Here is a 23,972-nt window from a genome sequence, read left to right as displayed (position 1 = left end):
GGGAGAGCGGCGCACAAGGTCAGCGACCTCGTGCATCAGCGAACGCCAGCACGTGCAGGCGAGTGGTGAAGCACCAGTTCCGGATCGCGACCTCGTCCGCCAGTACACGGGTCACCGCGATGACCGACTCGGCGGTGCTTCCCTCCGGCATCACCCATACCGGTGCGAGCCGGTGGGCGGCGGCCAGTTCGGCGATGCGGTCGAGGTCGGAGACCGAGGACGCGACGAACTTGAACACGGCCCGCCCGCTCGCCGCGAACTCCTCCAACACCGAAGGCACGATGCTCTTGCCCTCGTCCACCCCGAAACTGCGGATCTTCGGGGAGACATTGAAGCGAACGCCGTCGGCCAGCAGCGCCGGGGAAGGCGCGATGGTGCCGTTCGTCTCGATCTCGACCCGCTTCCCGGCAGCCAGCAGTCCCCGGACGAGGCCCGCCAGCCTTACCTGTTGGAGAAGCGGCTCGCCCCCTGTGATCACCACCAGCTCGACCGGCGAGGACACGGACCAGGCCAGCAGGTCTCCCACAGACCGCTTCGTCGACTCCTTGCGCGGGTCGAACCGGGACCAGTCCCAGGTGTACTTGGTGTCGCACCGCGCACAGGTCAGATTGCACCGGGACAGACGGACGAACAGGGCCGGCTGTCCGCAGCTCGGACCTTCGCCCTGGAACGTCGGCGTCTTGACGCCGAAGCACTCCGCGACGATCAGCCGGAGCCCGGCATCCCCCGCCGGCAGTTCGGCCACAGCCTGCTCAGACGCGGTCACTGATCGCGCTCCACATCGAACTGGGCCCAGCTACGCCTGGTTTCACGGACGCGCACAGCGACCAGACGCCCGTGGATCGTCGGCTCGAAATTCTGGATGAACCAGCCGGCCAGAAACTGGGCCAGGTACTCCGCTGTCGGTTCGACGGGGAGAATCTCGTGCAAGTTGTGGTGGTCGAACTGGGTGTCGAGGAACTTCTTGACGGGCGCGAGCGCACCGTAGTCCGTGACGAAGCCGGGCTCCTCCAAAGAGGACGCGGTGAGGATGACCTCCACCTCGTAGCTGTGCCCGTGCTGCCGGGAGCACTTGTGCTCGGGCGGCAGGCCGAGCAGCCGGTGACCGGCTTCGAAGTCGAAGAACTTGCCGATGGTGAACGTACCGGACGGCATCGGAACGGAGCTGAGAACCATGGTTTCCTCTCGCGGAGTGATGACGGGGCGGCCGTGAGCGGTCGGAGAAGTTCGCACAGAACTGGCTGTCCGAGTGCTCCTCGGCGCGGAACCGGAAGGACTCGTAGCGTCGAGCGGGGCGAGCCCCGCGTCTCACCATGCACCTGGGGCTGACCACCGGTCATTGCCGCAGTTCGTAGAGACATTGACCAAGCCGCTCAATGGAGGTTCGGCGCCCACGCGCGGTCTTCCCTAGAAGACCCGGAGGCAGGGCGGGCGGGCTTGAAACAGGAGTCAGACCGTCAGGCCGTAGGGGGGCAGTGGGGTGACGGTGCGGCGCTGGGCGGCGATGAACTGGTTCCGGCTGTAGATGACTTCGACGGCTTTGTGGTCGGAGAAGGGGGTGTCGTGGACGATGACGTCGATGACGGCGGTGATGGTGTGGGGGTCGTTGTAGATGCGGTCGATGCGGCGTCCGCCGCCCTGGCCCGCGGCCCGGGGTGCGTGGCCTGAGGTGGCGAGGAGGGCGTGGGGTTTGCCGAGGCGGTGGGCGGCGTAGCGGGCGGGGTCGTGCAGGCCGCAGCGCAGGAGGGTCTCGTCGAAGTAGACCGAGTTGATCCGGGTGCCGTCGGGGCCGGGGGTGGTGCGGTGGATCATGTGGACGCGGTCGGTCACGCCGGGGGCGTCCCAGTCGATCGGCGGGACGCTCTCGCCGCGAGCGACGGGTGCTTCGTTGCAGTCCCCGCCGCCGATGAACGAGCGGCCCGTTTTCATCTTGTCGGCGAGCGCGGTGACCTCCTCGGCCTCGCGGATACGGCCGTGGGGCGAGTTGAAGGCGGCGTGCCAGCTGAGCAGGATGATGTCGCGGTCGGGGACTTCGGGCAGGCGGACGGTCACGTGGGTGGGCGGGGTGCGCCAGGTGCGGGGGTGGTCGTCCTGCCGGACGATGTTGAAGACGGAGGTGTTGACGAAGAGGCCGGTGGGGTTGCGCCCGCTTCCGGGGCGGCCGAGGAAGCCGCGCATGCCGAGGGAGGTCTCGGCGGTGTGGAGGCGGCGGTGGCCGTCGGTGCGGCTGTGGGTCATCTCCTGGCGCAGCAGGATGTCCGGCCGCAGGGAGCGGAGGAAGTCGTGGGCGTCGTGCCACTTCTGGGGCGGCCGGCCGGCCTCGTCAGGTCCGCCGTCGTGCTCCAGGTTGCAGGTGACGACCTTGATCACGGGCTCGCCGTAGGGGGTGTCGGTCATGGAGACTCCTCAAGGGGTGTGTGGTGTGGATGGGGCCGGGGGGTGGTTACAGGGGGTGGGTGATGGCGGTGACCTGTCCTCTGAGGGTTCCGTCGCCGGGGGTGTGCTCGGGGGTGGTGGCCTGGGTGACGGTCAGGGAGGCGCCGTGGGTGAGGGCGTGGGCGACGGCGGGTGGGAGCAGGATCCTGAGGGTGATGAACGGCGGGCGGGGGCCGTTCTCTTGGGTGAGGAGGGGGCACAGGCCGGCGGCGGGGGCTTTGAGGGGTGGGGCGGGGGCGTCCTCGGTGAGCTGGTAGGCGCGCGGCCTGTGCGGTACGTGGGCGAGGACGCCTTTGTCCACCAGGGTTTGGATGTGGTGCTGGACGGTCGAGGGGCTCGTCACTCCGATGGCCTGGCCGATTTCCCGCATGCTGGGCGGGTGTCCTCGGGTGTCCAGCGATTCGCGGATGGCTTCGAGAACCTCGGTCTGGCGGTCCGTCAGGTCGGGGGCGGGCCCGGGGCGGGGGTTTCGCACAGGGGGTCCTTCGGTTCAGGCGGGGGGCGTGGTGTGCGCCTGGTCGGCGGCCGGGGTTGCCGGGGGCGGGTTTCCCGGCTGCCGGGGTCCGGGACCTCGTCGGTCCGGCAGGCGGGAAGAGCCCGTGCGCGGCGGCGGTTTCACGGGGTGCCGCGCACGGGGGCTTGGGCGGGTGGGCCGGGGGCGGGCTGCTGTCTGAGCAGGGCGGCGGCCTTGGTGCGGGTGGCGGTGTGGACCTGGAGGCCGGCCGCTTTCCAGAGCAGCAGTTCCTGCGGCCGGTAGACGGCGAGGGCGCGGCGGACGGTGTCCCGGGGGACCGTGAACTCGTCCGCGAGCCGGCCGACTTTCAGGAAGTCGCCGGGAGTGTGGATGCCGTCGGCGAGGCGGTGCAGGACGGTGGTGCGGATGTGGTTCATCCGGCGGGCGGCGGCGCCGGGGACCGGCCAGTAGTGGACATGGCCGTTGACGGTGACCTGGATGACGATGTCGGTGGGGCCGGGCGGGCGTGCGGGGTCGAGGACGACGGTGCCGCGTGAGGGGACGGGCAGCAGCAGTCCCTCGGCCGCCAGCCGTTTCACCGCCTCCTGTACCGCCCAGGGCTTGACCCCGAGCGTCGTGGCGAGTTTTCTCGCCGGCGCGAGCGGTGTGCCGGGGCTGTGCCGGGAGGTCAGTTCCCGCAGCTGGGCCTGGGTGTGTTCGAGGAGGGAGCGGTGGCCGGGCGGGACGGGGGAGCGGCGTCCTGCTCCGCCGGCGGAGCGCGGTACTCCTTCGATCTCCAGTATCCGCCGTACCGCGTCGCGGGAGTACGCGGTGTGGGAGGCGATCTTGGAGATGGTGGCTTCCTGGTGCCCGTAGGCGGTGCGGATCGCCGCGCGGACGTTGCGGTCGGTGATCCGGTCCGCCGGCCGGGGCGGGCGGTCGGCGGGGGGCAGGGTGTCGAGGGCCTGCTGCCACAGCGGGCGCGCGGGTAAGGCGCCGGGTGCGGTGGGTGTCTGGGTCATCTTCTCGCCGGTCGGGGTCGGGCACGGGCCGCGAGGCGCGGGTGCCGGGGAAGGGGGGTGGAAGGGGGGCCCGCCGCCAGGCCGGGGAGCCTTTGCGGCAGCCTGGCGGCGGGGGTGGCCGTGCGCGTGACGGGGAGAGACGCGCACGGCGGCTCAGGCGGTCGAGGGCGGTGCCGTCCGCGCGGGACTGCCTGTGACCGGGGGAGGGCTGCCGGCCGGGGCGTCCCGGCTCACAGCGGGAGGGTGGTCGCCGGGCGGGGTGAGCCACTGGGTGGCCAGCCGGCGGCTGCCGGGCAGGATCTGGGTGCCCGCGCTGGTCCGGGTCTCCAGCAGGCCGAGTTCCTTGAGCGGGGCGAGTGCCTTGAACACGACCGTCCGGCTGACGCCGAATTCGTGGCTGAGATCGAGGGTCCGGGGAAGGCGGGCGCCTTCCGGGTAGTCGCCGGCGGACAGCCGGTGCAGGACGGTCTTGCGGACGCGGAGGGTCAGCCGTCCATCGTCGCCGCTCTGCCAGGTCCGGGTCGTGCCCGCGACGGTGAGCGTGACGGTGGTGGCCGATGGGTTCGCGGGGTCGGTGACCGCGATCCCGCGCCTGCGGACACTCACCAGTTTCTCGCCCTGGAGCCGGGCGGCGGCCTTGTTCACGACGGTCTGGCTGACGCCGAGTTCTCCGGCGAGCGCGGCCATGGTCGGCAGCAGAGTGCCGGGAGGTTCGTGCAGGCAGCGTTCGCGCAGCACGGCGTAGGCGTAGTCCCCCAGGGTCCGGTAGCTGGGGGGCGGTTCACGGGTCTGACGGACCCCCTCCATGGTCAGCATCAGCCGTACGGCGTCGGCCGAGCGGCCGGTGTGGCGGCTGATGCCTTTGATGGTGGCGCCGGCGCGGTGGGCGGCGGCGATCCTGGCGCGGACGTCGGGGTCGGCGGCCTGGTCCTTCAGGGACCGCGGCCAGGTGGCGGGCAGGTCCGTCAGTTCTCGCTGCCATGTGCCGGTGGCGGGTTCGGTGTGTGCCACGGTGTTCTTCCTCGAAAAACGGGACGGATACGGGGAGGGGTGGGGTCCTGGGTGTCCCGGGCCGCCGACTGCCCGGGGCCACCCAGGAGCTGGGGGCCCGTGTGCGGGGGAGTCAGGCGGGCACGGGGTCGGGGTCGGGTCTGATGCGCAGGGGCCCGTTGCCGAGGTGGCCGGTCCAGTGCAGGGGGGTGTCGAGGAGGTGGCGGGCGATGCGGATGTGGGCGGTTTCGCCGGTTCCGGCGGGTGCGTAGGTCATCTGGCTGTCGCGCAGGAGCCGTTGGAGGGGGTGGTCGAGGTCGTGGGCGCGGGAGCCGTGGAGTTCGGCGGCGGTGCGGGCGGTGTCGGTCAGGAGCTGGTGGCCGACGGTTTTGGCGGTGATGAGGTCCTCGTCGCAGTGCAGGGGGGTGTCGGGTCCGGCGGAGGCGGCGAGGTCGAGGGCGGCGGCGGAGGAGTAGAGCAGGGTGCGGGCGGTGACCAGGCGGGTCTGCATCGCGCCGAGGCGGTCGCGGATGACCGGGAGGTCGCTGAGAGAACCGTTGTGGCGGGGGCGGGTTCGCACGTGGTGGAGGGTGCAGTCGACGATCGCCTCGTGGATGCCGAGGGCGAGGGCGGCGATGTTGGTCTGGCCGGCGATGACGCTGGCGGCCTGGGCGACGTACAGGCCGTCTCCGGTCTGGCCGACGACGCGGTCGTCGGGGACGTGGACGCGGTCGAGCTCCAGGGTGCCGAGGGAGAAGCCTCGCAGGCCGGATTTCGGGGTGTGGGGCCGCACGGTGACGCCGGGGGCGTTGGTGTCGACGGCGAACGCGGTCAGCGCCCGGGACGCGGGGACCTTCTCGCCGGCGGGGGCGGTGCGGGCGATGACCAGGTGGCGGCGGGCGATGTTCACGTTGCCGACGCGGACCTTGGTCCCGGTGAGATGCCAGCCGCCGCCGGGGGCGGGTTCGGCGGCCGTTCCCGTCCCGCCGATGTGGCCGCCGGCCCGCGGTTCGGTCACGGCGATCGACCACAGTGACGATCCGTCGGCGATCCCCGGCAGCCAGGCCCTTCGCTGCGCGTCGCCGGCGAACAGGTCCAGGGCGGTGGCGGGGATGAGGGTGGCCTGGAGGGCGGCGGCGGTGGCCGCGGAGAACCGGGCGGTGCGGTGGACCAGCACGGCCCGGGCGACGTGTCCGGCGCCCGTCCCGCCGTAGGCGGCGGGGATGCCCACGCCGAACCAGCCGCGTTCGGCCATGAGCCTGACCAGGCGTTTCTCGACCCTCGCCGAGCGTTCCATGTCCGCGACGCGGGGCGTGATGTGGCGGGAGCCGAACGATTCCGCTTCCGCCCACAGGGCCCGGTGCCTGGGGGTGAGGTGGACGTGGAGGGCGGGGGCGGGAGGGCGGCTTTCACGGCCGGGGCCGTCTCCCTCTCCTCCCCGTAGTCGTGCCGCGGGGGTACGGCGGGCGGCCGTGATTCCTCGTTGCTGGGGCGGGGGTTCATGCGGTGGGGTGCGCGGGGGCGCGGTCGGTGATGATCTTCAGGGTGGTGGTGGCGCCGGCGAGGGTGATGTCGCGCAGGCGGCGGGCGTCGTCGAGGGAGCGTTCGGCGGGGTCGATGAGGCAGACGGTGCCCAGGACGATGCCGGTGTCCGGGTGGATGAGGGGGGCGCCGAAATAGGAGGTGATGCCGACGAGGTCCACGACGTAGTTGCCGCTGAAGCGGGGGTGGGCGTGGACGTTGGGCAGGGGGAGAGCGAGGCGGCGGCGTACGACGTGGGGGCACCAGCCGTGCTCGGTGCTCATGGTCCGGTCCACGGGGACGTAGCCGCTGCCGGGCGGGGGCTGGTGCAGGCCGATGAAGGTCTGCGTGTCGAGGAACAGGTTGACGAAGCCGTAGGCCATGCCGGCGGCGGTGGCCATGTCGGTGGCGACCCGGTCGAAGGCGGGGTCGGGGCGGTCGGTGAGGCCGAGGCGGCGCATGAGGTCCAGGCGTGCGGTGACGTCGACGTCGTGCGAGCTGACGCTGCCGTCGGCGCGGATCATGCCCGGGTGGGGCCGGGCGGTGTCGGGTTCGGAGTGCGGCGGGTGGTGGGCGGGGCGGGTCATGAGACGTCCAGGAGGTCACGGCGGCGGGTCAGGGTGTGGGTGACGAGGGTGGCCAGGGCCGAGGCGACCTGGTGGGGGCGGCGGGCGTCGATCGTCATCAGCGGGGTGCCGGGGGCGAGGCCGAAGGCGTCACGGACCTCTCCGTGCGGGTAGCGGCGGGCGCCGTCGAAGGCGTTGACGGCGACGATGAACGGCATCTGCCGCTGCTCGAAGAAGTCGGTCACCGGGAAACTGCCGTCCAGGCGGCGGGTGTCGGCCAGGACGACGGCACCGACCGCCCCGGAGGCGAGTTCGTCCCACAGGCCGGTGAAGCGTTCCTGGCCGGGCGTGCCGAACAGGTGCAGCTCCAGGGCGCCGGGCGTGCCGGGGAGACCGGCTGCGTCGAGGGTGACGCGGCCGTAGTCGAAGGCGACCGTGGTGGTCGTCTTCCCGGGCACCCCGTCGAGATCGTCCGTGGCGGTGCTCGTGATGGTCAGGCACTCCTCGGTCGACAGCGGTTCGATCTCGCTGACCGCGCCGACCGCGGTGGTCTTCCCGACCCCGAACCCGCCCGCGACGAGGATCTTCAGCCCCGGCACCGCACCGGGGACAGCCGTGGATGTGGTCATCGGTTCACCCCGCCCTGCGCTCGGGGACGGCGGACACGGCGTCGGGCCACCGGCTGCGCAGACCCACCAGGGCCGCTTCCAGCAGCTGGGTGACACCGGCCCCGGAACTGTCGTAGGGCGCGCCGGGCAGGGGCAGGACCAGGGCCCGGTCGTCCACGAGGTCGGAGACGATCACCCGGACCACGCTGACCGGGCGCCCCAGCAGGCCGGCGAGTTCGGCGAGCGAGCGGTGACGCGCCCGGCACAGGGCCACGGCCCGCCCGTACTCCTCCTGCGCGCCTGCGGCCGGGGAGCCGGGGCCGGCCGTGAGGACCGTCTCCAGGCTCAGCCGGTGCTGCGGCAGGGCCTTTCCCCCGGTGATGACGAAGGAGCGCACGAACTCGGCCTCCTCCGCCCACGTGCCGGCGCCGGAGCGGGGAGTGTTCACCGGCCGTCAGCTCCTGTCAGTTCCCGGCCGGGGGTGGCGAGGTAGGGGGCGAACTTCCCGGCCAGTTCGCTCATCCCGTAGCCGACGGTGGCGTAGTCCGCGTCGGTGCCGGCCAGCACACACAGCACGGTGCTGTGCGTGCCCGCCTCACCGCCGGCGAACTGGGGGAAGAGGGGGCTCTCGCCCGCGCTCTGCATGAAGACGCTCATGCCGTCGTACTCCAGGAGGATCTGCCGCGGGTGCCCGGCCTTCCTCCCCTCCGGGTCCTGGACGCCTGCGGCGAGCGAGGCGATCCCCGACATCGCCGCCGCCTGCCGGTCCGCCCAGTTACGGTCCGTCCCGCTGTCCAGCAGCAGCAGCCCGTCCCGCGACACCAGCAGGGCACAGGCGACGCCCGGCGTGCTGTCGGCGAACGTCTTCAGAAGCCACGCCAGGTGCTCCAGCGGGGTGGCCGGCGCGGCGGTTGAGGACATGTCAGAGGAAGGCATGGCGGAACACTCCGTATCCGATGAAGTGGCCCGGTCCGGCCTGGGGCGGCGGACCGGTGAAGGGAAAGGTCGGGAAGGTCAGGGACGGCCGGGGGGTGGGGGATGCGCAGGGCCGGGGCGGGCGGCCCGCTGCTGGCCGGAGCGGAACGCCGCGAACGCGCCGGGGGTGGCCCTCCCGGCGGGCGCGGTGCGCTGCGGCGCGGCAGACGGCACGACCGGCGGAGCCTTCCGGCGGGGAAGCGCCGGTACCCCGTCCGCCCGGGCCACGCCACCGGCGGGCGCGGGCGAGGGGACGGCTGGTGTCCGGGGCCGGACCGGAGCAACAGGCGCCACCGCTTCGGCGACGCGGACGGCGGGCGCGGTGGCGGGCTGGGGCCGGGGCACCGGCTGGAGGAGACGGTCGGGCACGATCACCCCCGCCGTGGTCCCCCCGGCCGCGTTCTCCCCCAGCTCGACGAGGAAACCGTGCCGCTGGGCGATCGTCGCCGCGGTGATCAGCCCCACCTTGCCGTCGTTCACGCGGGCGGCGACATCACTGTGCTGCGGCGACTGCAACAGCCGGTTCAGCTCCAGCCGCAGCCGCGGCGGCATCCGCATCGCCCGGTCCTCCACCAGGATCTCCACCCCGGCCGGCACCCGCTGCGCCCGCACCGACACCGGCGCGCCCGGGGCGCTGAACACCGTGGAGTTCTCCAGCAGTTCGGCCAGCAGATGCGACAGCTCCGGCCCCGCGGCGCCCGACACCGCGACCTCGGCGTCCACCGGCGAGAGCACCACCCGCACCCGCGCGTAGTCCTCGATCTCCGCGATCGCCCCGCGCATCACCGCCCGCAGCCGCACCGGCCCCCGCGTACGGCGCGGCGAGCCCCCGCTCAGGATCGTGACGCTCTCCGCCCGCCGCCGCGCCGTCGTCGTCTGGTGGTCGAGCCGGAAGATCTGCTCCAGCAGCGCCGGGTCGTCGGTCACACGCTCCAGCTCGCCCAGCGTCTCCAGCATCCGCGTGATCAGCGCGTGATGACGCAGCTGCGTCCGCCGCAGCAGTGTCATCCGCACCGTGTCCTGCGACCCGTCGAACACCCGGACCAGCTCCCGCACCGCCGCCGTCTGCAACCCGGCCAGCTCCCGCTCCGCCGCGACCCCCAGACCCTCACCCGCCACCCGCGCCTCCAGCGGCACCGGCGGACGTTCCCCCCGGCACAACTGCTCCGCCGACCAGACCACCGCCTTCGTGACCGCCTCCACCGCCGCCGTGATCCGGGCCCCCTCCACGACCTCGGCGTCCCGGCGTATCTCCTCCACCGAGCGGGCCAGACGACGGGCGAGGAACAGGCTCCAACTGGCCGAGACGATCAGCGCGCACGCCACCGCGAGCACGACACCCCGGGCCCGCACCATCGTCCCCGTCCACAGGCACACCTCGGCCACCCCCACCGTGACCAGCACCATCAGCAGCGGAACACCCGCAGCCAGCCGGAACGAAGCGACCAGCGCGGCATCCGGCACAGGCCCGCCGTGACGGCACCCGCCACGGCGGTGAACAGCGGAACGGACAGAAACAGACATGAGATCAACGTCCTCGAAAGTCAGGTGGAAGCTGCGGGCAGTACACGGCGGCGGCTGAGACCGGGGACCGGCACCCGGACCACGACCGACTTGCCGCCCGCCCGGCGGCGGCAGCCGATCTCCCCGCCCAAAGCCAGGACCCGGGCGAACCCCGACCCCGGCACGAACGGCATCCCGCCGGAACGGGGCAGGCCCGGGCCGCAGTCCGACACCGAGACGACCAGCGCCTCGTCCGCGGCAACGAACAGGTCCAGCGCGGCCCGCTCGCCCCCGCCGTGCCGCACGGCGTTCGACATCAGCTCCGCCGCCACCCGCACCCCGACCAGCACATCCCCGAGCCAGCCCGCACTGAGAACCCCGCTCACGCAGTCCGCGCCGCGCGGCCACGTACTCCTCGAGCGCCAGGGCCGCACCAACTGCGGCCGGGAACACGGCACTTCAGCGGTCGGCGGCTTGTCGTACGAGGGCATCACGCACCTCCCCCGTCGTCTACCGGACGGCCCGGCAGCAGCGGCGCCTCGCACCAGACGGCCGTACCGTCCCCACGAAAACCCCACCGCCCGCCCAGCTCCTGGACGACGCGCCCCACCAGGGGCAGACCACGGCCCCGCTCGGACAACGGACCGTCGTCCCCGGGCGGGGGAGGCGGCTCGGGGACGGCGGACGGCTCACCGTCACGGACCTCAAGCCGCACCCACCCCCAGTGCACCCGGCCCTCCAGCCCGATCACCGAAGCCGTGGTGTGCAGGAACGCGTTGGTGCACAGCTCCGACACCACCAGCACCAGATCCTCCACCCGCTCCCGCGGCATCCCCGGACACGTACGGCCCAGCCACCCCGCCACACTCCGCCGCGCCTGCCCGACGACCGAGCAGTCCACCGTCGACATCGAGAGGCTGAACATCTGCGGGACCGTCTCGATGAAGCCGACCACGTCGGTCACCTCCGAAGACGACGCGCGCCCGTCCGGACGGGGCATGGGGGAGGGCAGCCAGTACGGCACGTTCACCGCCGCCCCGCCGCACACCCGGTCTCCATCGCCGCCACGGCGACGAACGCGCAATGCTGCTCCAGCCACGTCAACTGCTCGGCGAACTCAGCACTGTTGGAGCTGATGGCAGAGGGCGTCAGCACGGCGACACTGTCGGCACGCCCGGACCGGATCTCGTCCCGCACCAGCCCCCAGCCCGGCCGCGCCGCACACGTACTCCAGAAATAGGAGTCGGTGAAAGGCCGCCCGACCCGCCATCCCTGACCCAGCACGAACGACCGCTCCACCTCCAGCGACCGCTCCGGCAACTGCCCGCCCACGGCCAGCGTGTACAGACACACCCGGGGCACCCGGCCGGCCGCCACGATGGCGGCGACCACCCGCTTCTGAAGCTCACCGGGGGCGGTCACCGTATGCGCGTACGGGTTCGGGCGGCTCTCCATTCCCGCAATACGGGCCGACTCGACGGCAGTTGAAGGCATGAAGGCGCTCCTGGCATGACAGGGGTACTGGGTGGGCGGCGCAGGAAGCTGCGAACCGCGGTGAGAAGGCGCGGTGTCGAGAGCTCCCGGCATCAGCAAGTGCGGTGTCCTGTAGCCGTACATGGAGGGCACCTTCTTCTCGGGCTTTGTCGTAGGAGCGAGGCGAGACGCGGCAAGTCCACTCCGCAGCCGGGCACTTGAGGCTTTGATCGCTTCGCGCACAGTCAGCCTGACGCACACCCCAATTAACATTCAAGGGAATCCGCGAAGGAGCGGTAATTGGCAATTGCCCGCTAACCGACTGGTGGTGTTACATGCCTGATGGGGCGTGCGAAACTCCAGACTGGGAGCACGAGTTGCGGAACTGGCGCCCTCGGTTGGCGGACAGAGGGTCGCTGTCGTCAGACTGGTGCTCCCGTCTGATGGACGGCGTGACGAGAGAGAGGATGGAGCGAGTGGCCGTACGACGTGGCCCGACCTTCATGCGCGTCATGCTCGGCATGGAACTGCGCGCCCTGCGCGAGAAGCGGAAGAGCGAGGCGGAAGCAGCGGGAGAAGACGGGGGGAAGTGGACCGCCGAAGCCGTCGCGGCGCGGGCCCGCTTCTCTCGCGCACGGCTCAGCCGGGTCGAAGCGGGAGACATCCCGCTTCCGAAGCTGTCCGATCTGGAGAAACTGCTCGACGAGTACGAGGTCACGGACCCGGACGGCAGGGACGACCTCAAGCGGATCCACCTCGACTCGCTGAAGACCGAGCCGATCACGTCCTACCGTCCCTTCCTGCCCTCCGGTCTGCTGCGCTACCTGGCCCTGGAGCAGGACTCCATCCGTATCCGGGGCTACGAGAACAACGTGATCCACGGCCTTCTCCAAACCCCCGCGTACGCCAGCGCTCTGATGAGCTCCGCGAAGATCGTGGAGGAGCGAACGACCCAGACGGTCGACCGGAGCCTCCAGGCGCGAGAGGAGCGCAAGGCGCTCCTCGTCCAGGACCGGAAAGTTCACATCATCCTGCTGGAGGGTGCCCTGCGTACCTGCGTCGGATCACCCGAGGTGATGCGGGAGCAGTACGCGGAGATCATCCGCCTCGGCAGCCTGGACACGGTGGACGTCCAGATCATCCCCGCGGCTCAGCCGACGTACCGCGCCGGCTTCAACTTCACGGTGCTGGACTTCGAGGGGCTGACTCCCGTGGTCCAGTCCGATGGCTACCGGTCCACCACCATGTGGTCGAAACCTGACGATGTCGGTGGGTTCACCAGGCAATTTGACGCCATGGTCATGGCGGCTCCCGGGCCATCCGAGACGCCGCGCATACTCAAGGCCCTCGAAGAGGAACTGTGGAAATGAATCGCATCAGCAAGCCCCTCCGCTTCACCGCCGTGGTGCCGGAGGAGGTGTGGCGCAAGTCGACGTACTCGGACCAAGGTGGCGGCAACTGTGTGGAGATCGCCGACCTGGGCGGACGGGTCGGCATGCGCGACTCGAAGGTCGAGGGCGGTCCGGCGGTCTTCGTGGAGGGCGTGGCGTTCGAAGCGTTCGTCCGTGACCTGACTGCCTGACCCGGCCAGGTATGCCGGCGGCCCCCTGTTCGACTTGAGCAGGGGGCCGCCGCCTTCGCCGGCTCGGTTAGTTGGCCTCTGGGGAGCATGGCGATCGCGCTGGGACCAATTGGCCCCGTCGGGTATGGGCGGTGCGGGCGGCGGCCTCGGCCTGGGGAGGGGCGTGGCGGTGCGGGCATGAGTCTGCGGGGGCGCCGTGGTGTTGGTGGAATCGCCCCTGCCGCCGACCAGTTGCCCGGTCTGTGCGGCGGTGCGGGTCTCGCTGCTGTTGAGGCCGGGCGGCCCGACGATGCCGGAGTACGTCATCAACTGGCCCTGGCATCGGCTTTCTTGCAGCGAGCCGTCGGGCAGGGCGAGGAGACCCCGGCGGGCGAAGATGAGCAACCCATCGGTCTCGGGGGCGACTTGGCTGGGAAACAGGACGGCGAACCGCTCGGCAACAGCCTGGGGCGCCGAGTGCAGCTGCTCGACGCGGGTGAATCCCAGGTCAGCAGGACGCCGGTCGTCGGCGGGCTGTTCGGGCGGTCGGCACACCTGGAGGCCGTCTCGTCTCGCCGGACCGGCGCGTCAATTCGGCGCACAGCCGGGTGACTCTGCCGCTGGTTTCCCCACCGGCCCGCCCGCGTTCCCCTATCTTCGTTCGTACTCGGCAGGTCCCACACGATCAGGTGAGGTATGAGCAGCAAACAACTGGTCCTCCAGGCACTGAAGCTGCTAAAGGAAGCCGGAGCTGCGGTGGAGAGCGGGTGGGCATGTGCGCGGGATGTGCCCATGGTGCCAAGGCGGTTGGTGAACGGTGTTGCCGCCCGGGGGCTGGCCGAGATGGCGGACTGGAAGGCCCTCGAGGCGCTGGCCGCCGGTGACGAGGCCGCGCTCTGGGCCGCGAGGCTGACGCCGCAAGGGCACGACGCCCTCGCTTACGAGGCCGCCAGCTTCACTCCGGCCGTGCCGCCGGCGGAGCCTGTGAAGGGGGAGCGGAAGGTCACGCTGCGCCCGTCGCAGATGGCCGCGGTCCGCACCTACCTGAGCATCGCCGACCAGGTATGTGTCCGGCCCGCGGAGGGCATGGCCGAGCGCGTCCGCACGGCTCGCTTCGATCAGCGTGCCAACCGCTGGGAGCTGATTGTGTCAAAGCCCCAACTGGCGTCTTTGGCCTACGCGTTCTATCTCCGCTCGGTCAACGGGTCCCATGGGGAGGCATCCCGGTTCGCCCGCGAACACGGAGTGATCTACAAGGTGGACGAGTCGAAGCAGTGTCTCGTCCTGGTGGGCTGCTGACGCCGCGAGGTCTCGTCAACGGCAGCAACGTCGAGTCGGGGAAGGGTAGTTCGTGCTGCTCTGCCGGATGCGGGGAGAGCGGGGGTACGTGGTCCGGCGGTGCGCGGCGCCGTCCCGCTCACTGCCCGACCTTGCCGTCCGGAAACGGGCTCCGGCGCCGGTGCACAAGGACACCGACACAGCCCGTCCAACAACAAAGGGTCCCTCAACAAGCTGACCGACCCTCATGAAAGCGCGAGGCTGGGTACGCCCGACACCCCTCCTAACGCCGGCCGAATGGATCACCAGAAGGAACCGGACTCCACCCGCCGAGTGGAGATCACCGCACACGGCATCCGAGCCGGCATCACGATCGACGGCACCCGGATCGAACCGAGCGTCGTACGCGCCTGCTCCGTCAGCCACTTCGCCGGAGAACACCCCGAGGTCCTGCTGCACGTGGCGGACCGCAACGACGCCCGATGGGTGGGACTCACCAGGGTCAAAGTCGTCGACATCCGCGACCCCTGCTCCGCTGCGGCCGTCTTCCTGGCCGCGATCGACCCGGAAACACTGGAGCGCGCCGCGCTCGCGCGTCTCGATCTCGACGCGGAGCCGTACGCGTTGACGAAGGCGATGCTCACGCAGCTGACGGAGTGGGCGCATGGCGGTTGACGTGGAGGGCGCACGCCGGGTGCTCGGACGGGTGCTGGGTGAGGCCACCGGGCGGATCGCCTCCCTGGCGCCGGACGGGGTGTCGGTGCGGGACGGGCCCGGGGCGGTGCTCACAGAAGGTCCGTTCCTGTTCTGCGGACAAGAATTGAGGGCGCCTCCTCTCGGGCACGTCATTCAGAGTTGGCGGGCATTGAATCTGTCGAGGTGTCAGATGATCAAGATCTTGGGGACCGTTTGGGGACCACACGGCCTGCCCGGTAGTGAACGGCAGCAGTTTTCATGCACTTTATGCACCCTAATTAAGTGAGTTATGTCAGGAAAATTCCACCGACGCACACTACTGGGGGTCAAGGGGTCGCAGGTTCAAATCCTGTCGTCCCGACTTTCGCAGGGATGCGGGTCGGAGGCCTTGCCGGGTGCGGCTTGGTGGTTCAGGGGGTCGGTGTATGCCGGGCCGCTCCTGTCCTTGAACTCCGGGGGTTGTGCGCCCACGTCGATCAGGTTGGGTCAGCGGATGTGTTCGTACGATTCCGTACTGGCCTTGGCGCTGATGCCGTCACCTCTGTGCCGGGTGGCATGTTCTCCCTGATGAGGGCGGTGCTGTTCGTCGGCCAGATTGTCGGCGACCTGCTCGCTGGCGTCCTGCGCGTGATGATCCTCGACGGCGTCGCCGCACTCGGCCTCGGCGGCCGTACCGGTTCGATGCGCCCCCGGGAAGCAGGCCGGCCTAGGGCCTGTCCGGCGGATCTTGCTGGGGTCGCGGGCCCTGGCACGCGCATCTGCGGCGTTGTCGTCGGTTGCCGACGCTCCGCGTCGACGCCCTCCTCCGCCTTGCAGCTGCACGCACCAGACCCCGCTCACGTGAGCTGGGCAGATCCGTCTATTTCCTCCAGCCTGATCCGCCGGACAGGCCCTAGTGCTGCTGCGTCTCGGCGACCTCAACTGCCTCACGGTGGAACGCGATCCGATCGTCAGCGTCGTCACCGCCGCGCAGCCGTACAGCGTCGACACTGGCCTCGTCGTGGGGCGGGCCGTGAAGTCTGCGGGGCGGCTGGTCCACGGTGGCTTTGGCCGGGCGGTCCGTGATCTACGGTGCTGGGGGCGGCCGTCAGTGGGCGCTGATCGCTGCTTGATCCGCGTTCGATCGGCGTCTGGTATTCCGGGTGTGTATGTGTTGCGTCCTTCCCCCACAGGAGTAACCGCCATGCGCGCATCGCACGTTCCCGCCTCTTCTCCTGGCGGGCCGCCTGTCCCTACGCCTGCCGTCGGCCAAGTTCTGGTCCGGGTCAGGGCGGTTGGTCTCAGTCCCCTCGGGGATGTGATCGCTGCCGGAATCCTCGCTGCTCGTTCTTCCCACGAGTACGTGCCGCTCCTCGGCCGGGATGCCGGCGGGATCGTTGTGGCTGTTGGTGCCGGGGTCGGGCATGTCGTGCCTGGACAGGAGGTTGTCGGGTGGGTTCCGTTGATCGTGCCGCTCAGGTCTGGCGGGGGCGCTGGGTGGTGTGTGTCGTTGCCTGCTGAGAGTGTCGTGCCGTTGCCGAAGGGGCTCGATCTCGTTGCGGCGGCGGCCTTGCCGCTCGCCTCCGCCGCTGCGTTCGCCGCCGTCGACCTGATCGGTACGGTGCGTGGGGAGAGTGTGCTGGTCAATGGGGCGGAGGGCGGGATCGGGCGGTGTGCCGTACGGCTTCTTGCGGTGCGGGGTGCGGTTGTTATCGCTGTCGGGGGTCCCGAACATGCCGTTCGGCTGCGGGCGTTGGGGGCGGGGAGTGTCGTCGACCGGGCGGCGGGGGCGGTTGTCGCGCAGGTGCGGGCGCGGTGTCCGGGTGGTGTTGATGCGCTGCTTGATCTGGGTGATGGCGGCTCGGACGACGTACCGTTGGCCGCTGTTCGCGCGGGTGGGCGGGCCGTCAGTATCACCGGGCTGCCTGATGGGGATGTTCTTGCTGCCGCTGGGCTGGGGGGTGGGGGTGCGGTGGTTGGTGTCCGGCCGGTCCGTGAGAGTTCCGGCTTGGGGTCTGTCGGCGATGTTTGTGCGGTGCTGCCGTCGGAGCGGGGTGGTGAGGGGTGCGCGGTTCTTCCTGTGGGGTCTGGTTGGGAGGAGGGTGGTGTCTCGGAATCGCCTGTCGTGCCTGTCTGTTAGGCGCACCTCCGCCGTGTCGGGTGCTGGCCTAGGAGCGTCGTCATGACGGAACGCTTGACGGGGGGTGGCGGGGCGGGAAAGGTGCGGGGTGCGTGGGCGGAGGTGAATGGCCCACCGTGCGGCGGGAGTTGGTGGTGAGTGAGATCTTCGAGCAGGTGACCACGCTGTTCGTGGAGCGCGGCTTCGCCGGTGTCAGTCTCGGGGGCGTTGCCTAGGCCGTGGGCGTCACGCGTTCGGCGCTCTACTGCTATGTCAAGAACAGAGAGGATCTGCTCGACTGGCTTGGCGTGTAGATGACGTGGGGGTCGGCGGCGGAGATCGAGGTGCTCGCTGCCGATGACTCCGGCGATCCCGCCGAGCGGCTGCGGCGGATCGCTCACCTCGTCACGTATGTCCGTGCTGGGTAGCTGCTGGCCTTCCAAGTGCTGTTGTGCTCCTGCGCTGGCTTCCTCGAAGCTGCCGCCCACCGCAACTTCCGGCGTGTCGCCCTCGCGGCGCTGATGCGGGTCATCCAAGAAGGGGTACTGGAGGGGTAGTTCCGGCCCGTCGACGCGCGGGCGACCGGGCTCGCTGTCGGCGGCGCGTGTAACGGCGTCGCCTGGTGGCACCTCGGCGACCACTCCTTCACCCCCAACGAGACCCCCGACCAGGTCGCCGACCTCCCCGTCATGATGCTCCTGCGCCCCGAGGCTTGTACTGCTCAAGATGCGGGACAGCGTGGGGTGTTGGCGTTGCTGCGGCAGGACTTGGACTGGTTGGAGCGGAGTCTCGATCAATAGGGGATGTGAGTGGTGAGGTGTGCTTCTCAGGAGCTTGGTCCCTCTCAGCTGTACGGCCTTGCGTCCCCGCCCGGCCGGTCTCGACCGAACCCTGCCTCCTCTGCCCTGCGTGACGGATACGAACCTCTCCGCTCACCCCACCTTTCCGGGGCTTATAGGGACCACGGCCTCGGCCGCACCCCTCCTCCCCTCCTCCGCCACTCGCCCCGCTTTTTTCGTCCGCCGGGGCCGACCGAGCAGCACCCCCGTCAACACCAGCGCCAGCCCCGCCAGTTGGCGCCAGGTCAGTACCTCGCCCGCGACCGCCGTGCCCAGCAGGACCCCAGTTACCGGATTGAGCAGTCCGACCAGGCCGACGGTTCCCGCCGGGAGGTGTCGCAGGCCCGCGAACCAGGCGACGAAGGCGAGGGCCGTGGCGATGAGGGAGACGTAGGCGAAGGCGAGCAGAGCCGAGGGGGAGAGGGTGGGTGGGGTGCCCTCGGTGAGCGCGGCGACGGGGAGGAGGAAGAGGCCGCCGGCGGTGAGCTGCCAGGCGGTGGAGGAGAGGACGTCGACGGCACCCTGCTGCACGCCGTCTCGCTTACCAGCACTTCGCGCTGAGTTGGCTCGCTTACCGGCGCTCTGTGCTGAATCGCCTCTCCGCCCGTCGCCCCGTTCACCGGCACTCTGAGCTGCGCTGCCGCTCTGGCTGCCGTCTCGCTCACCGGCGCTCTGTGCGGAGCTGTCTCCCTGGCCACCACCCCGTTCACCGGCACTCTGAGCTGCGCTGCCTCTCTGACCGCCGTCTCGCTCACCAGCACTCTGTGCCGAGCCATCTCCCTGGCCACAGCCTCGCTCACCAGCCCCCCGCGCTGCCCCGCCTCCCTGACCACCACCCCGCTCACCAGCCCCCCGCGCCGCCCCGCCCCTCGCGCCCCCGCCCCGCCTCCCCTCAGCCGACCCCCACCGCTTCGTGAGTATGTGCCCGAACGACGACACCAACATCGCCGCCACCGACGCCAGCACCCCCGGAACGCTCACCCCGTCCGCCCCCGAGAACAGCATCAGGCACACCCCGGCCAGCCCCACCCCGGCTCCGGCGAGGTGGGTGCGCCGGGGGCGTTCGGCGATCAGGGCCCACGCGATCAGCATCATCGTCAGCGGCGAGACCGCCATCACCGTCGACGCCACACTCGTCGGCAGCGACTGCGAGGCGGCGTAGACGAGGACGAAGAACACGCTCACGTTGAGCAGTCCCAGTACCGCCGAGCGCCCCCACCACACCCCGCGCGGCAGCTTCCGGCTCAGCGCCAGCAGGACCAGGCCCGCGGGCAGGGCCCGCAGCGCCGCCCCGTACAGCGGGCTGTCTGGCGGCAGGTACTCGTGCGTCACGAAGTAGTTGGCCCCCCACGCCACCGGCGCGACCGCGGTGAGGGCAATCCAGCGCAGATTAGCTTCCATGGAAGACAATGTAGCTTCCCGGGAAGCTAAGCTGGAAGGCGTGAGCGAGGACATGCACTCGGACGAGTGGAAACAGCCGGAACGGGAACTCCGCGACGCCGGCCGCCCGCCGGGCACACCCGGCCTCGAACCCCGACCCGGCCCCCGACCCGGTCCCAGCCCCCGACCCGGTTCCGAATCCCGGCCCCGCCCCGAAACCCGTCCCAGCCCCGGTCCTAGCCCCGGTCCCAGCCCTGGCCCCCGGCCCGGTCCCGATTCCCGTCCCAGCCCCGAACCCCGCCCCAGTCCCGGTCTCGAATCCCAGCCCAGCCCCGAACCCCGATTCGCCCCCGAACCCCGACCCGGCGCACAACCCCACCCCCACCCCAACCCCCACCCCCCAGACCGAGTAGCCCGCATCCAAGCCGACTGGCGCCGAGAACGCCCCGACCTGGACATCACCCCCCAAGGCGTCATCGGCCGCCTCCACCGCCTGGCCGGCCGCCTCACTGAAGAACTCACCCTCGTCTACGGCCGATACGGCCTGGGAGAAGGCGAGTTCGACGTCCTGTGCGCCCTGCGCCGAGCAGGCGAACCCTACGAACGGGCCCCCGGCGAACTCGCCGCCCACACCATGGTCACCACCGGCGCGATGACGAAACGCGTCGACCGCCTGGAGCGCGCGGGCCTCGTCGCCCGCCGCCGCGCCGCAGGCGACCAGCGCGGCAGGATCGTCGCCCTCACCCCTGCGGGGAAGGACCTGATCGACCAGGCGTTCGCGGACCACATGGGCAACGAACGCCGGCTCCTCGACCTGATGACCCCCGCCGAGGCGGCCCTGATGGAACAACTCCTGACGAACTGGCTCGGGCGTCTCGAAGGGTACGTAAAACCGCAGGTGGGGATGGGAAAACCCGACATGGGGTGATGTGCGCGCGGGGTTTCACAGGATGCCCCGACCGCCCTCACCGTCTCTTTAAAAATCAAGGGATACGCTCACCGCACCGAGTGGCCGAAGGCGCCCACGAAACCCGCGCGTTCCTGGCCCTCGGGCGGTACCCCCCCCACAGGCAACAGGAGAGCGGCCGTGCACGACGGCGACGTAGTGGTGATCGGCGGCGGCTACGCCGGAGTCAGGCTGGCGAAGCGGCTGGACGCGACCTGCCGGGTCACGCTGGTGGACCGCAAGGAGGTCTTCTTCCACCGCATCGCCTCCCTGCGCGCGGGAGTCCACCCGGACTGGACGAACACGCCGTTCATCCCCTACGACCGCCTCCTCACCAACGGCCGCGTCATCCTCGGCAAGGCCCTGCGCGTGGACCCGGACGCCCGCCAGGTCATGCTGGCCACCGGCGAGCGCATCCCGTACGACGCGCTGGTCATCGCCACCGGAGCGGACTACCCGGAGCCCGCGCGGTTCACCGGGACCACCGTCGAGGAGGCGGCCAAGACCTTCGCCGGGCACCAGCGGAAGATCGCCGCCGCCACGCACACCCTGGTCGTCGGCGGGGGCCCCTCCGGTGTCGAGCTCGCCGCCGAGATCTGCCTGGCCCGCCCCGATGCCAAGGTCACCCTCGCGCACTCCGGCGCGGCCCTGCTCCACTCCACCGGCAGCGCCTGGGCCGGCCGCAAGGCCCTGTCCTGGCTGGAGGCCCACGGGGTCGACGTACGCCTTGGTTCCTTCATGTCCCCGGGCAACGACTTCGGCACCTACCGCGACGCCCAGGGCGGCATCATCGAGGCCGACCTGTCCTTCTGGGCGACCGGTATCACCCCGAACACCCTGTGGCTGCGGCTCGGCGGCCACGGGGACTGGCTCGACCCGGCGGGACACGTCAAGGTCGACCGGGCGCTGCGCGTGGACGGACTGCGCGACGTCTTCGCGGTGGGCGACGTCAACGACATCAACGACATGAAGGTCGCCCCGGCCGCCGTCGCCCAGGCCGATCTCGCGGCCCAGAACATCCGCTCCCACCTCACCGCCTCGGGCCGCCACCGCAAGGAACCCCGCTTCTACCGCCCCCTGCACCGCTCCCCCCTGATCGTCCCCTTCGGCGGCTCCGACGGCCTCACCCTCGTCCCCGTCCCCGGTGGCGAGAGCGCGGTCCTCGGCAGCCGTACGACGACGGTCGCCAAGGCGAAGACCCTGATGACGCCCTACATGCGCAGACAACTGGGCTACACGGCGGCGTGAACCACAAGGGACTGCCCCCGCGACAGTTCGCGGGGGCAGTCAGCAGGCGCAGGCAGTCATCAGCTACAGAACGGGTTGCAACGCCGGTCCAGCGCTCCCTTGGCGCCAGGGACACGCAAGGCAGCCGCGAGCTTGAGAACGCGCGTCGTGAACCTGATGTGCCGTTCCTGGTTCTCAGACGGCTTGTCAGCCATCGTGGTCTCCTTTCGCCACCGCTCTCACGCGGGACTCGTCCGTCACCAGCGAGTCTGTGACGCCCGTGTTCCCGGCCGCATGGGGCGACGGTCCTCACCCGGTCCCGGGTGCGGCGGGGAACGCGGCGTCGACGACCGTCCCGTCCGTGCTGCTGGTCAGCGTGAACTCGCCGCCCAGCTCCTCCGACCGCTGTGCCATGGACCGCAGCCCCACCCCCACACAGTGCTCGTGGGCGGGAAACCCGTCCCCGTTGTCCGAGATCCGCAGACTGACGCGCCCCTTGGACGCGGACACCAGGGCCTGCGCCCAGTCCGCGTGCGAGTGCCGCACCACGTTGTTGAGCGCCTCCGAGGCGATCCGGTACACCGCGACCTGGAGCGCGGCCGGCAGCGGCGGCAGCGGATCGGGGTCCACGGCCACCCCGATCCGCAGACTCCGGCTGCTCAGATGCTCCGCCAACTGCCGCAGCGCGCGCGTGAGATCGGCCCCGTCCAGCGCGGCCGGCGCCAGCCCGTCGGTGATGTGCCGCAGCTCCTTGATGGCGTACCCGATGCCGTCGGAGACCCCGGACAGCGGCTCGGCCACCTGCGCCCCGGCGCCCCGCCGTACGGCGTCGACCTGGAGCCGCAGCCCCGACAGCGCGGGCCCGAGCCCGTCGTGCAGCTCGTGCCGCAGCCGGCGGCGCTCCTCCTCGCGCGCGTGGATGAGCTGTTCGCGGCTGCTGCGCAGATCCTGGTACAGCCGCTGCGAGGCGAGCGCCGGTGCGGCCTGCGCGGCGAGCACCTGCACCGCCTCCCGGTCCTGCGGGTCGAGCGCCAGCTCCCCCGCGCGCGGGGGCACCCGCAGCCGCCCGATCTCCTCCCCCCGGTACACGATCGGGAAGTCCTCCGCCCCCACCCCCGGCTCCCCGCTGCGCACCAGCTCCCGCAGCCCCGCCTTCGTCCGCACGGCGACGGAGACCGCCGACAGCCCCAGGACGCGTACGACGGTGTCGCCGAGCAGCTCGGGCGCGTCCCCCGGTTCGGGCGCGGCGGCGAGCCGTCCGGCCAGGCCCCGCACGACCTGGTAGGGGTGCGCCCGGTCGCCGTAGAAGTAGTGGTCGACCATCCGGGACGTCCAGCGCGCGGCGGGCCGCAGAAGGGCGCCCACGGTCAGTCCCAGGGCCACGGCCGGCAGCAGCCGGGCCGCCTTCGTGTCGTGCGGCGCCAGGGCCAGCAGCAGGCCCGCGGCGAGCGTGAGCGCGGCGACCAGGAGGATCGTCAGCAACAGGCTCACCAGCACCCGGCGCGCGGCCCGGTCGAGCACCCACGTGCGCGTGCGCGCGTGGAGGTAGCCCAGCGACAGCGGCCACACCAGGGACGCCGCGTACAGCAGCGGGATCTTCACGGAGTCCGGCGGCGAGGCGTGGTCGGCGAGCGTGATGACCGTGCACCAGGCGATGTACGGCACGGTGAACCAATAGGTGGCCCGCCGGAAATCGGCCGAGCTGATCATCCGTACGGCGAGGAACAGCACCGCCAGGTACAGCAGCCCGTCCACGCCCCAGGTGTCGACCCATCCCATCACCGGCCGCGTACCCCGCCAGAACTCCCCCCAGCCGCCCTGGGTCATCGGGTTCGGCACGGTCAGCCACGCCTTGACCTCCACCGACCAGTGGTACAGGGCCCGCACGGAGCACACGACGGCCAGGAAGACGACGTACCCACGCGCGGGGCGGCTGAGCAGCCGGCCGTCGGGCAGCCACAGGGGGAGGCTGTACAGCAGGACGGCGAACAGGGCGAAGACGGCCGTCATCACGAACATTCCGGCCTGGACCGGGAACCTCGGCGCGGAGCCGAGCGTTGCTGTGAGTACCAGCGTGTTCCCGACCGTGGAGGCCGCCCCTGTGACCAGCAAGAACCAGCCGAAGACCGGCGCCGAACGGCGGGCGAGGAACGTCATCCCGGACAGCGTCAGCCCCAGACCCAGCAGCAGGACCTGCACGGAGTAGTGGAACTGGTCGTACCGCGTGGCGTCCCGGTCGAGATAGGTGAACGCCAGCCCCACCCAGGCCAGCACCGACAACGCCGTGACCGCGCACACCCCGTACGCCGGGAGCAGCTCGCGCCCTGTCCCCGCAGACTTCGCGCCGGTCACGCCCATAGCAGGCTCCTCGCCGTCGACGACTGGATCTCTCAGCATCA

The 23,972-nt window shown here is 71.1% G+C and carries 25 protein-coding genes and 2 pseudogenes; 8 read left to right on the top strand and 19 right to left on the bottom strand.

What is annotated here, in order from left to right; genetic code table 11:
* Positions 1-19: 19 nt before the first annotated feature.
* From ACYUD3_RS13305 to ACYUD3_RS13235, 15 genes are all read right to left on the bottom strand, one after another.
* Positions 20-766: a 7-carboxy-7-deazaguanine synthase QueE gene (locus ACYUD3_RS13305; protein ID WP_470968439.1), complete on the bottom strand. Its 747-nt coding sequence runs from the start codon at positions 764-766 to the stop codon at positions 20-22.
* Positions 763-1,176 (bottom strand): 6-pyruvoyl trahydropterin synthase family protein, encoded by a 414-nt coding sequence (locus tag ACYUD3_RS13300; protein WP_470968436.1) that lies wholly within the window; start codon positions 1,174-1,176, stop codon positions 763-765. Before ACYUD3_RS13300 ends, ACYUD3_RS13305 begins: the two co-directional genes overlap by 4 nt.
* A gap of 273 nt (positions 1,177-1,449) precedes the next feature.
* Positions 1,450-2,397, bottom strand: a complete 948-nt coding sequence (locus tag ACYUD3_RS13295) for an endonuclease/exonuclease/phosphatase family protein (protein ID WP_470968433.1) — start codon at positions 2,395-2,397, stop codon at positions 1,450-1,452.
* Between the two features lie 46 nt (positions 2,398-2,443).
* Entirely contained in the window at positions 2,444-2,911 is a 468-nt protein-coding gene (locus tag ACYUD3_RS13290) for a LexA family protein (RefSeq protein WP_470968430.1), read from the bottom strand.
* Between the two features lie 140 nt (positions 2,912-3,051).
* On the bottom strand, positions 3,052-3,912 hold the full coding sequence (locus tag ACYUD3_RS13285) for a GntR family transcriptional regulator (RefSeq protein WP_470968427.1): 861 nt from the start codon (positions 3,910-3,912) through the stop codon (positions 3,052-3,054).
* Between the two features lie 153 nt (positions 3,913-4,065).
* Positions 4,066-4,923 (bottom strand): GntR family transcriptional regulator, encoded by an 858-nt coding sequence (locus ACYUD3_RS13280; RefSeq protein WP_470968425.1) that lies wholly within the window; start codon positions 4,921-4,923, stop codon positions 4,066-4,068.
* Positions 4,924-5,035: 112 nt separating this feature from the next.
* Positions 5,036-6,379: an acyl-CoA dehydrogenase family protein gene (locus ACYUD3_RS13275; RefSeq protein WP_470968531.1), complete on the bottom strand. Its 1,344-nt coding sequence runs from the start codon at positions 6,377-6,379 to the stop codon at positions 5,036-5,038.
* A 22-nt stretch (positions 6,380-6,401) separates the two neighbouring features.
* A complete protein-coding gene (locus ACYUD3_RS13270) occupies positions 6,402-7,010 on the bottom strand; it encodes a GAF domain-containing protein (RefSeq protein WP_470968422.1) in 609 nt (202 codons plus the stop codon).
* Positions 7,007-7,618, bottom strand: coding sequence for a GTP-binding protein (locus ACYUD3_RS13265; protein ID WP_470968419.1), 612 nt, complete (start codon positions 7,616-7,618; stop codon positions 7,007-7,009). Before ACYUD3_RS13265 ends, ACYUD3_RS13270 begins: the two co-directional genes overlap by 4 nt.
* A gap of 4 nt (positions 7,619-7,622) precedes the next feature.
* The gene (locus tag ACYUD3_RS13260; protein WP_470968416.1) at positions 7,623-8,045 is read right to left on the bottom strand and encodes a DUF742 domain-containing protein; all 423 of its coding nucleotides are present in this window, start codon (positions 8,043-8,045) and stop codon (positions 7,623-7,625) included.
* Positions 8,042-8,533, bottom strand: a complete 492-nt coding sequence (locus tag ACYUD3_RS13255; RefSeq protein ID WP_470968414.1) for a roadblock/LC7 domain-containing protein — start codon at positions 8,531-8,533, stop codon at positions 8,042-8,044. The genes ACYUD3_RS13260 and ACYUD3_RS13255 overlap by 4 nt, the downstream gene beginning before the upstream one ends.
* Before the next feature lie 78 nt (positions 8,534-8,611).
* Positions 8,612-10,036 (bottom strand): histidine kinase, encoded by a 1,425-nt coding sequence (locus tag ACYUD3_RS13250; protein ID WP_470968411.1) that lies wholly within the window; start codon positions 10,034-10,036, stop codon positions 8,612-8,614.
* 80 nt (positions 10,037-10,116) lie between these two features.
* Complete coding sequence (locus ACYUD3_RS13245) at positions 10,117-10,461, bottom strand: ATP-binding protein (RefSeq protein ID WP_470968408.1); 345 nt, start codon at positions 10,459-10,461, stop codon at positions 10,117-10,119.
* Positions 10,462-10,565: 104 nt separating this feature from the next.
* On the bottom strand, positions 10,566-11,039 hold the full coding sequence (locus ACYUD3_RS13240; protein WP_470968406.1) for an ATP-binding protein: 474 nt from the start codon (positions 11,037-11,039) through the stop codon (positions 10,566-10,568).
* A 62-nt stretch (positions 11,040-11,101) separates the two neighbouring features.
* Complete coding sequence (locus ACYUD3_RS13235) at positions 11,102-11,569, bottom strand: hypothetical protein (RefSeq protein ID WP_470968403.1); 468 nt, start codon at positions 11,567-11,569, stop codon at positions 11,102-11,104.
* A gap of 455 nt (positions 11,570-12,024) precedes the next feature.
* Between ACYUD3_RS13235 and ACYUD3_RS13230 the strand changes: the two genes are divergently transcribed.
* The 4 genes from ACYUD3_RS13230 to ACYUD3_RS13215 all read left to right on the top strand — a co-directional run bounded on the left by ACYUD3_RS13230 (position 12,025) and on the right by ACYUD3_RS13215 (position 15,062).
* Positions 12,025-12,918 carry a helix-turn-helix domain-containing protein gene (locus ACYUD3_RS13230; RefSeq protein WP_470968401.1) on the top strand — a complete coding sequence of 298 codons (894 nt, stop codon included), beginning with the start codon at positions 12,025-12,027 and terminating at the stop codon, positions 12,916-12,918.
* On the top strand, positions 12,915-13,130 hold the full coding sequence (locus ACYUD3_RS13225; RefSeq protein WP_470968398.1) for a DUF397 domain-containing protein: 216 nt from the start codon (positions 12,915-12,917) through the stop codon (positions 13,128-13,130). Before ACYUD3_RS13230 ends, ACYUD3_RS13225 begins: the two co-directional genes overlap by 4 nt.
* A gap of 675 nt (positions 13,131-13,805) precedes the next feature.
* Positions 13,806-14,408, top strand: a complete 603-nt coding sequence (locus ACYUD3_RS13220) for a DUF6417 family protein (protein ID WP_470968396.1) — start codon at positions 13,806-13,808, stop codon at positions 14,406-14,408.
* Positions 14,409-14,684: 276 nt separating this feature from the next.
* Complete coding sequence (locus ACYUD3_RS13215) at positions 14,685-15,062, top strand: hypothetical protein (protein WP_470968393.1); 378 nt, start codon at positions 14,685-14,687, stop codon at positions 15,060-15,062.
* A 913-nt stretch (positions 15,063-15,975) separates the two neighbouring features.
* Here ACYUD3_RS13215 and ACYUD3_RS13210 read toward each other — a convergent pair.
* Positions 15,976-16,122 carry a hypothetical protein gene (locus ACYUD3_RS13210; RefSeq protein ID WP_470968391.1) on the bottom strand — a complete coding sequence of 49 codons (147 nt, stop codon included), beginning with the start codon at positions 16,120-16,122 and terminating at the stop codon, positions 15,976-15,978.
* 144 nt (positions 16,123-16,266) lie between these two features.
* Here ACYUD3_RS13210 and ACYUD3_RS13205 point away from each other — a divergent pair, with 144 nt between their 5' ends.
* Both ACYUD3_RS13205 and ACYUD3_RS13200 read left to right on the top strand, forming a co-directional pair.
* Entirely contained in the window at positions 16,267-17,202 is a 936-nt protein-coding gene (locus ACYUD3_RS13205; protein WP_470968389.1) for an alcohol dehydrogenase catalytic domain-containing protein, read from the top strand.
* Between the two features lie 92 nt (positions 17,203-17,294).
* Positions 17,295-17,417 (top strand): hypothetical protein, encoded by a 123-nt coding sequence (locus ACYUD3_RS13200; protein WP_470968386.1) that lies wholly within the window; start codon positions 17,295-17,297, stop codon positions 17,415-17,417.
* 696 nt (positions 17,418-18,113) lie between these two features.
* On the opposite strand, the pseudogene ACYUD3_RS13195 reads toward ACYUD3_RS13200, so the two are convergent.
* Together ACYUD3_RS13195 and ACYUD3_RS13190 are read right to left on the bottom strand one after the other, a co-directional pair.
* Positions 18,114-18,533, bottom strand: a pseudogene (locus tag ACYUD3_RS13195) (DMT family transporter); the annotation flags it as partial.
* A 384-nt stretch (positions 18,534-18,917) separates the two neighbouring features.
* Positions 18,918-19,421, bottom strand: a pseudogene (locus ACYUD3_RS13190) (DMT family transporter); the annotation flags it as partial.
* A gap of 397 nt (positions 19,422-19,818) precedes the next feature.
* Here ACYUD3_RS13190 and ACYUD3_RS13185 point away from each other — a divergent pair.
* Positions 19,819-20,328: a MarR family winged helix-turn-helix transcriptional regulator gene (locus tag ACYUD3_RS13185; protein ID WP_470968528.1), complete on the top strand. Its 510-nt coding sequence runs from the start codon at positions 19,819-19,821 to the stop codon at positions 20,326-20,328.
* 159 nt (positions 20,329-20,487) lie between these two features.
* The gene (locus ACYUD3_RS13180) at positions 20,488-21,594 is read left to right on the top strand and encodes an NAD(P)/FAD-dependent oxidoreductase (protein ID WP_470968383.1); all 1,107 of its coding nucleotides are present in this window, start codon (positions 20,488-20,490) and stop codon (positions 21,592-21,594) included.
* A 288-nt stretch (positions 21,595-21,882) separates the two neighbouring features.
* On the opposite strand, the gene ACYUD3_RS13175 is transcribed toward ACYUD3_RS13180, so the two are convergent.
* Positions 21,883-23,970 (bottom strand): sensor histidine kinase, encoded by a 2,088-nt coding sequence (locus ACYUD3_RS13175; protein WP_470968380.1) that lies wholly within the window; start codon positions 23,968-23,970, stop codon positions 21,883-21,885.
* Positions 23,971-23,972 lie beyond the last annotated feature (2 nt).

It is taken from the genome of Streptomyces sp. AMJ-169 (genome assembly GCF_055597585.1).
The sequence above is the reverse complement of the archived record's forward strand: the minus strand, read 5'-3'. Positions and strand labels throughout refer to the sequence as shown.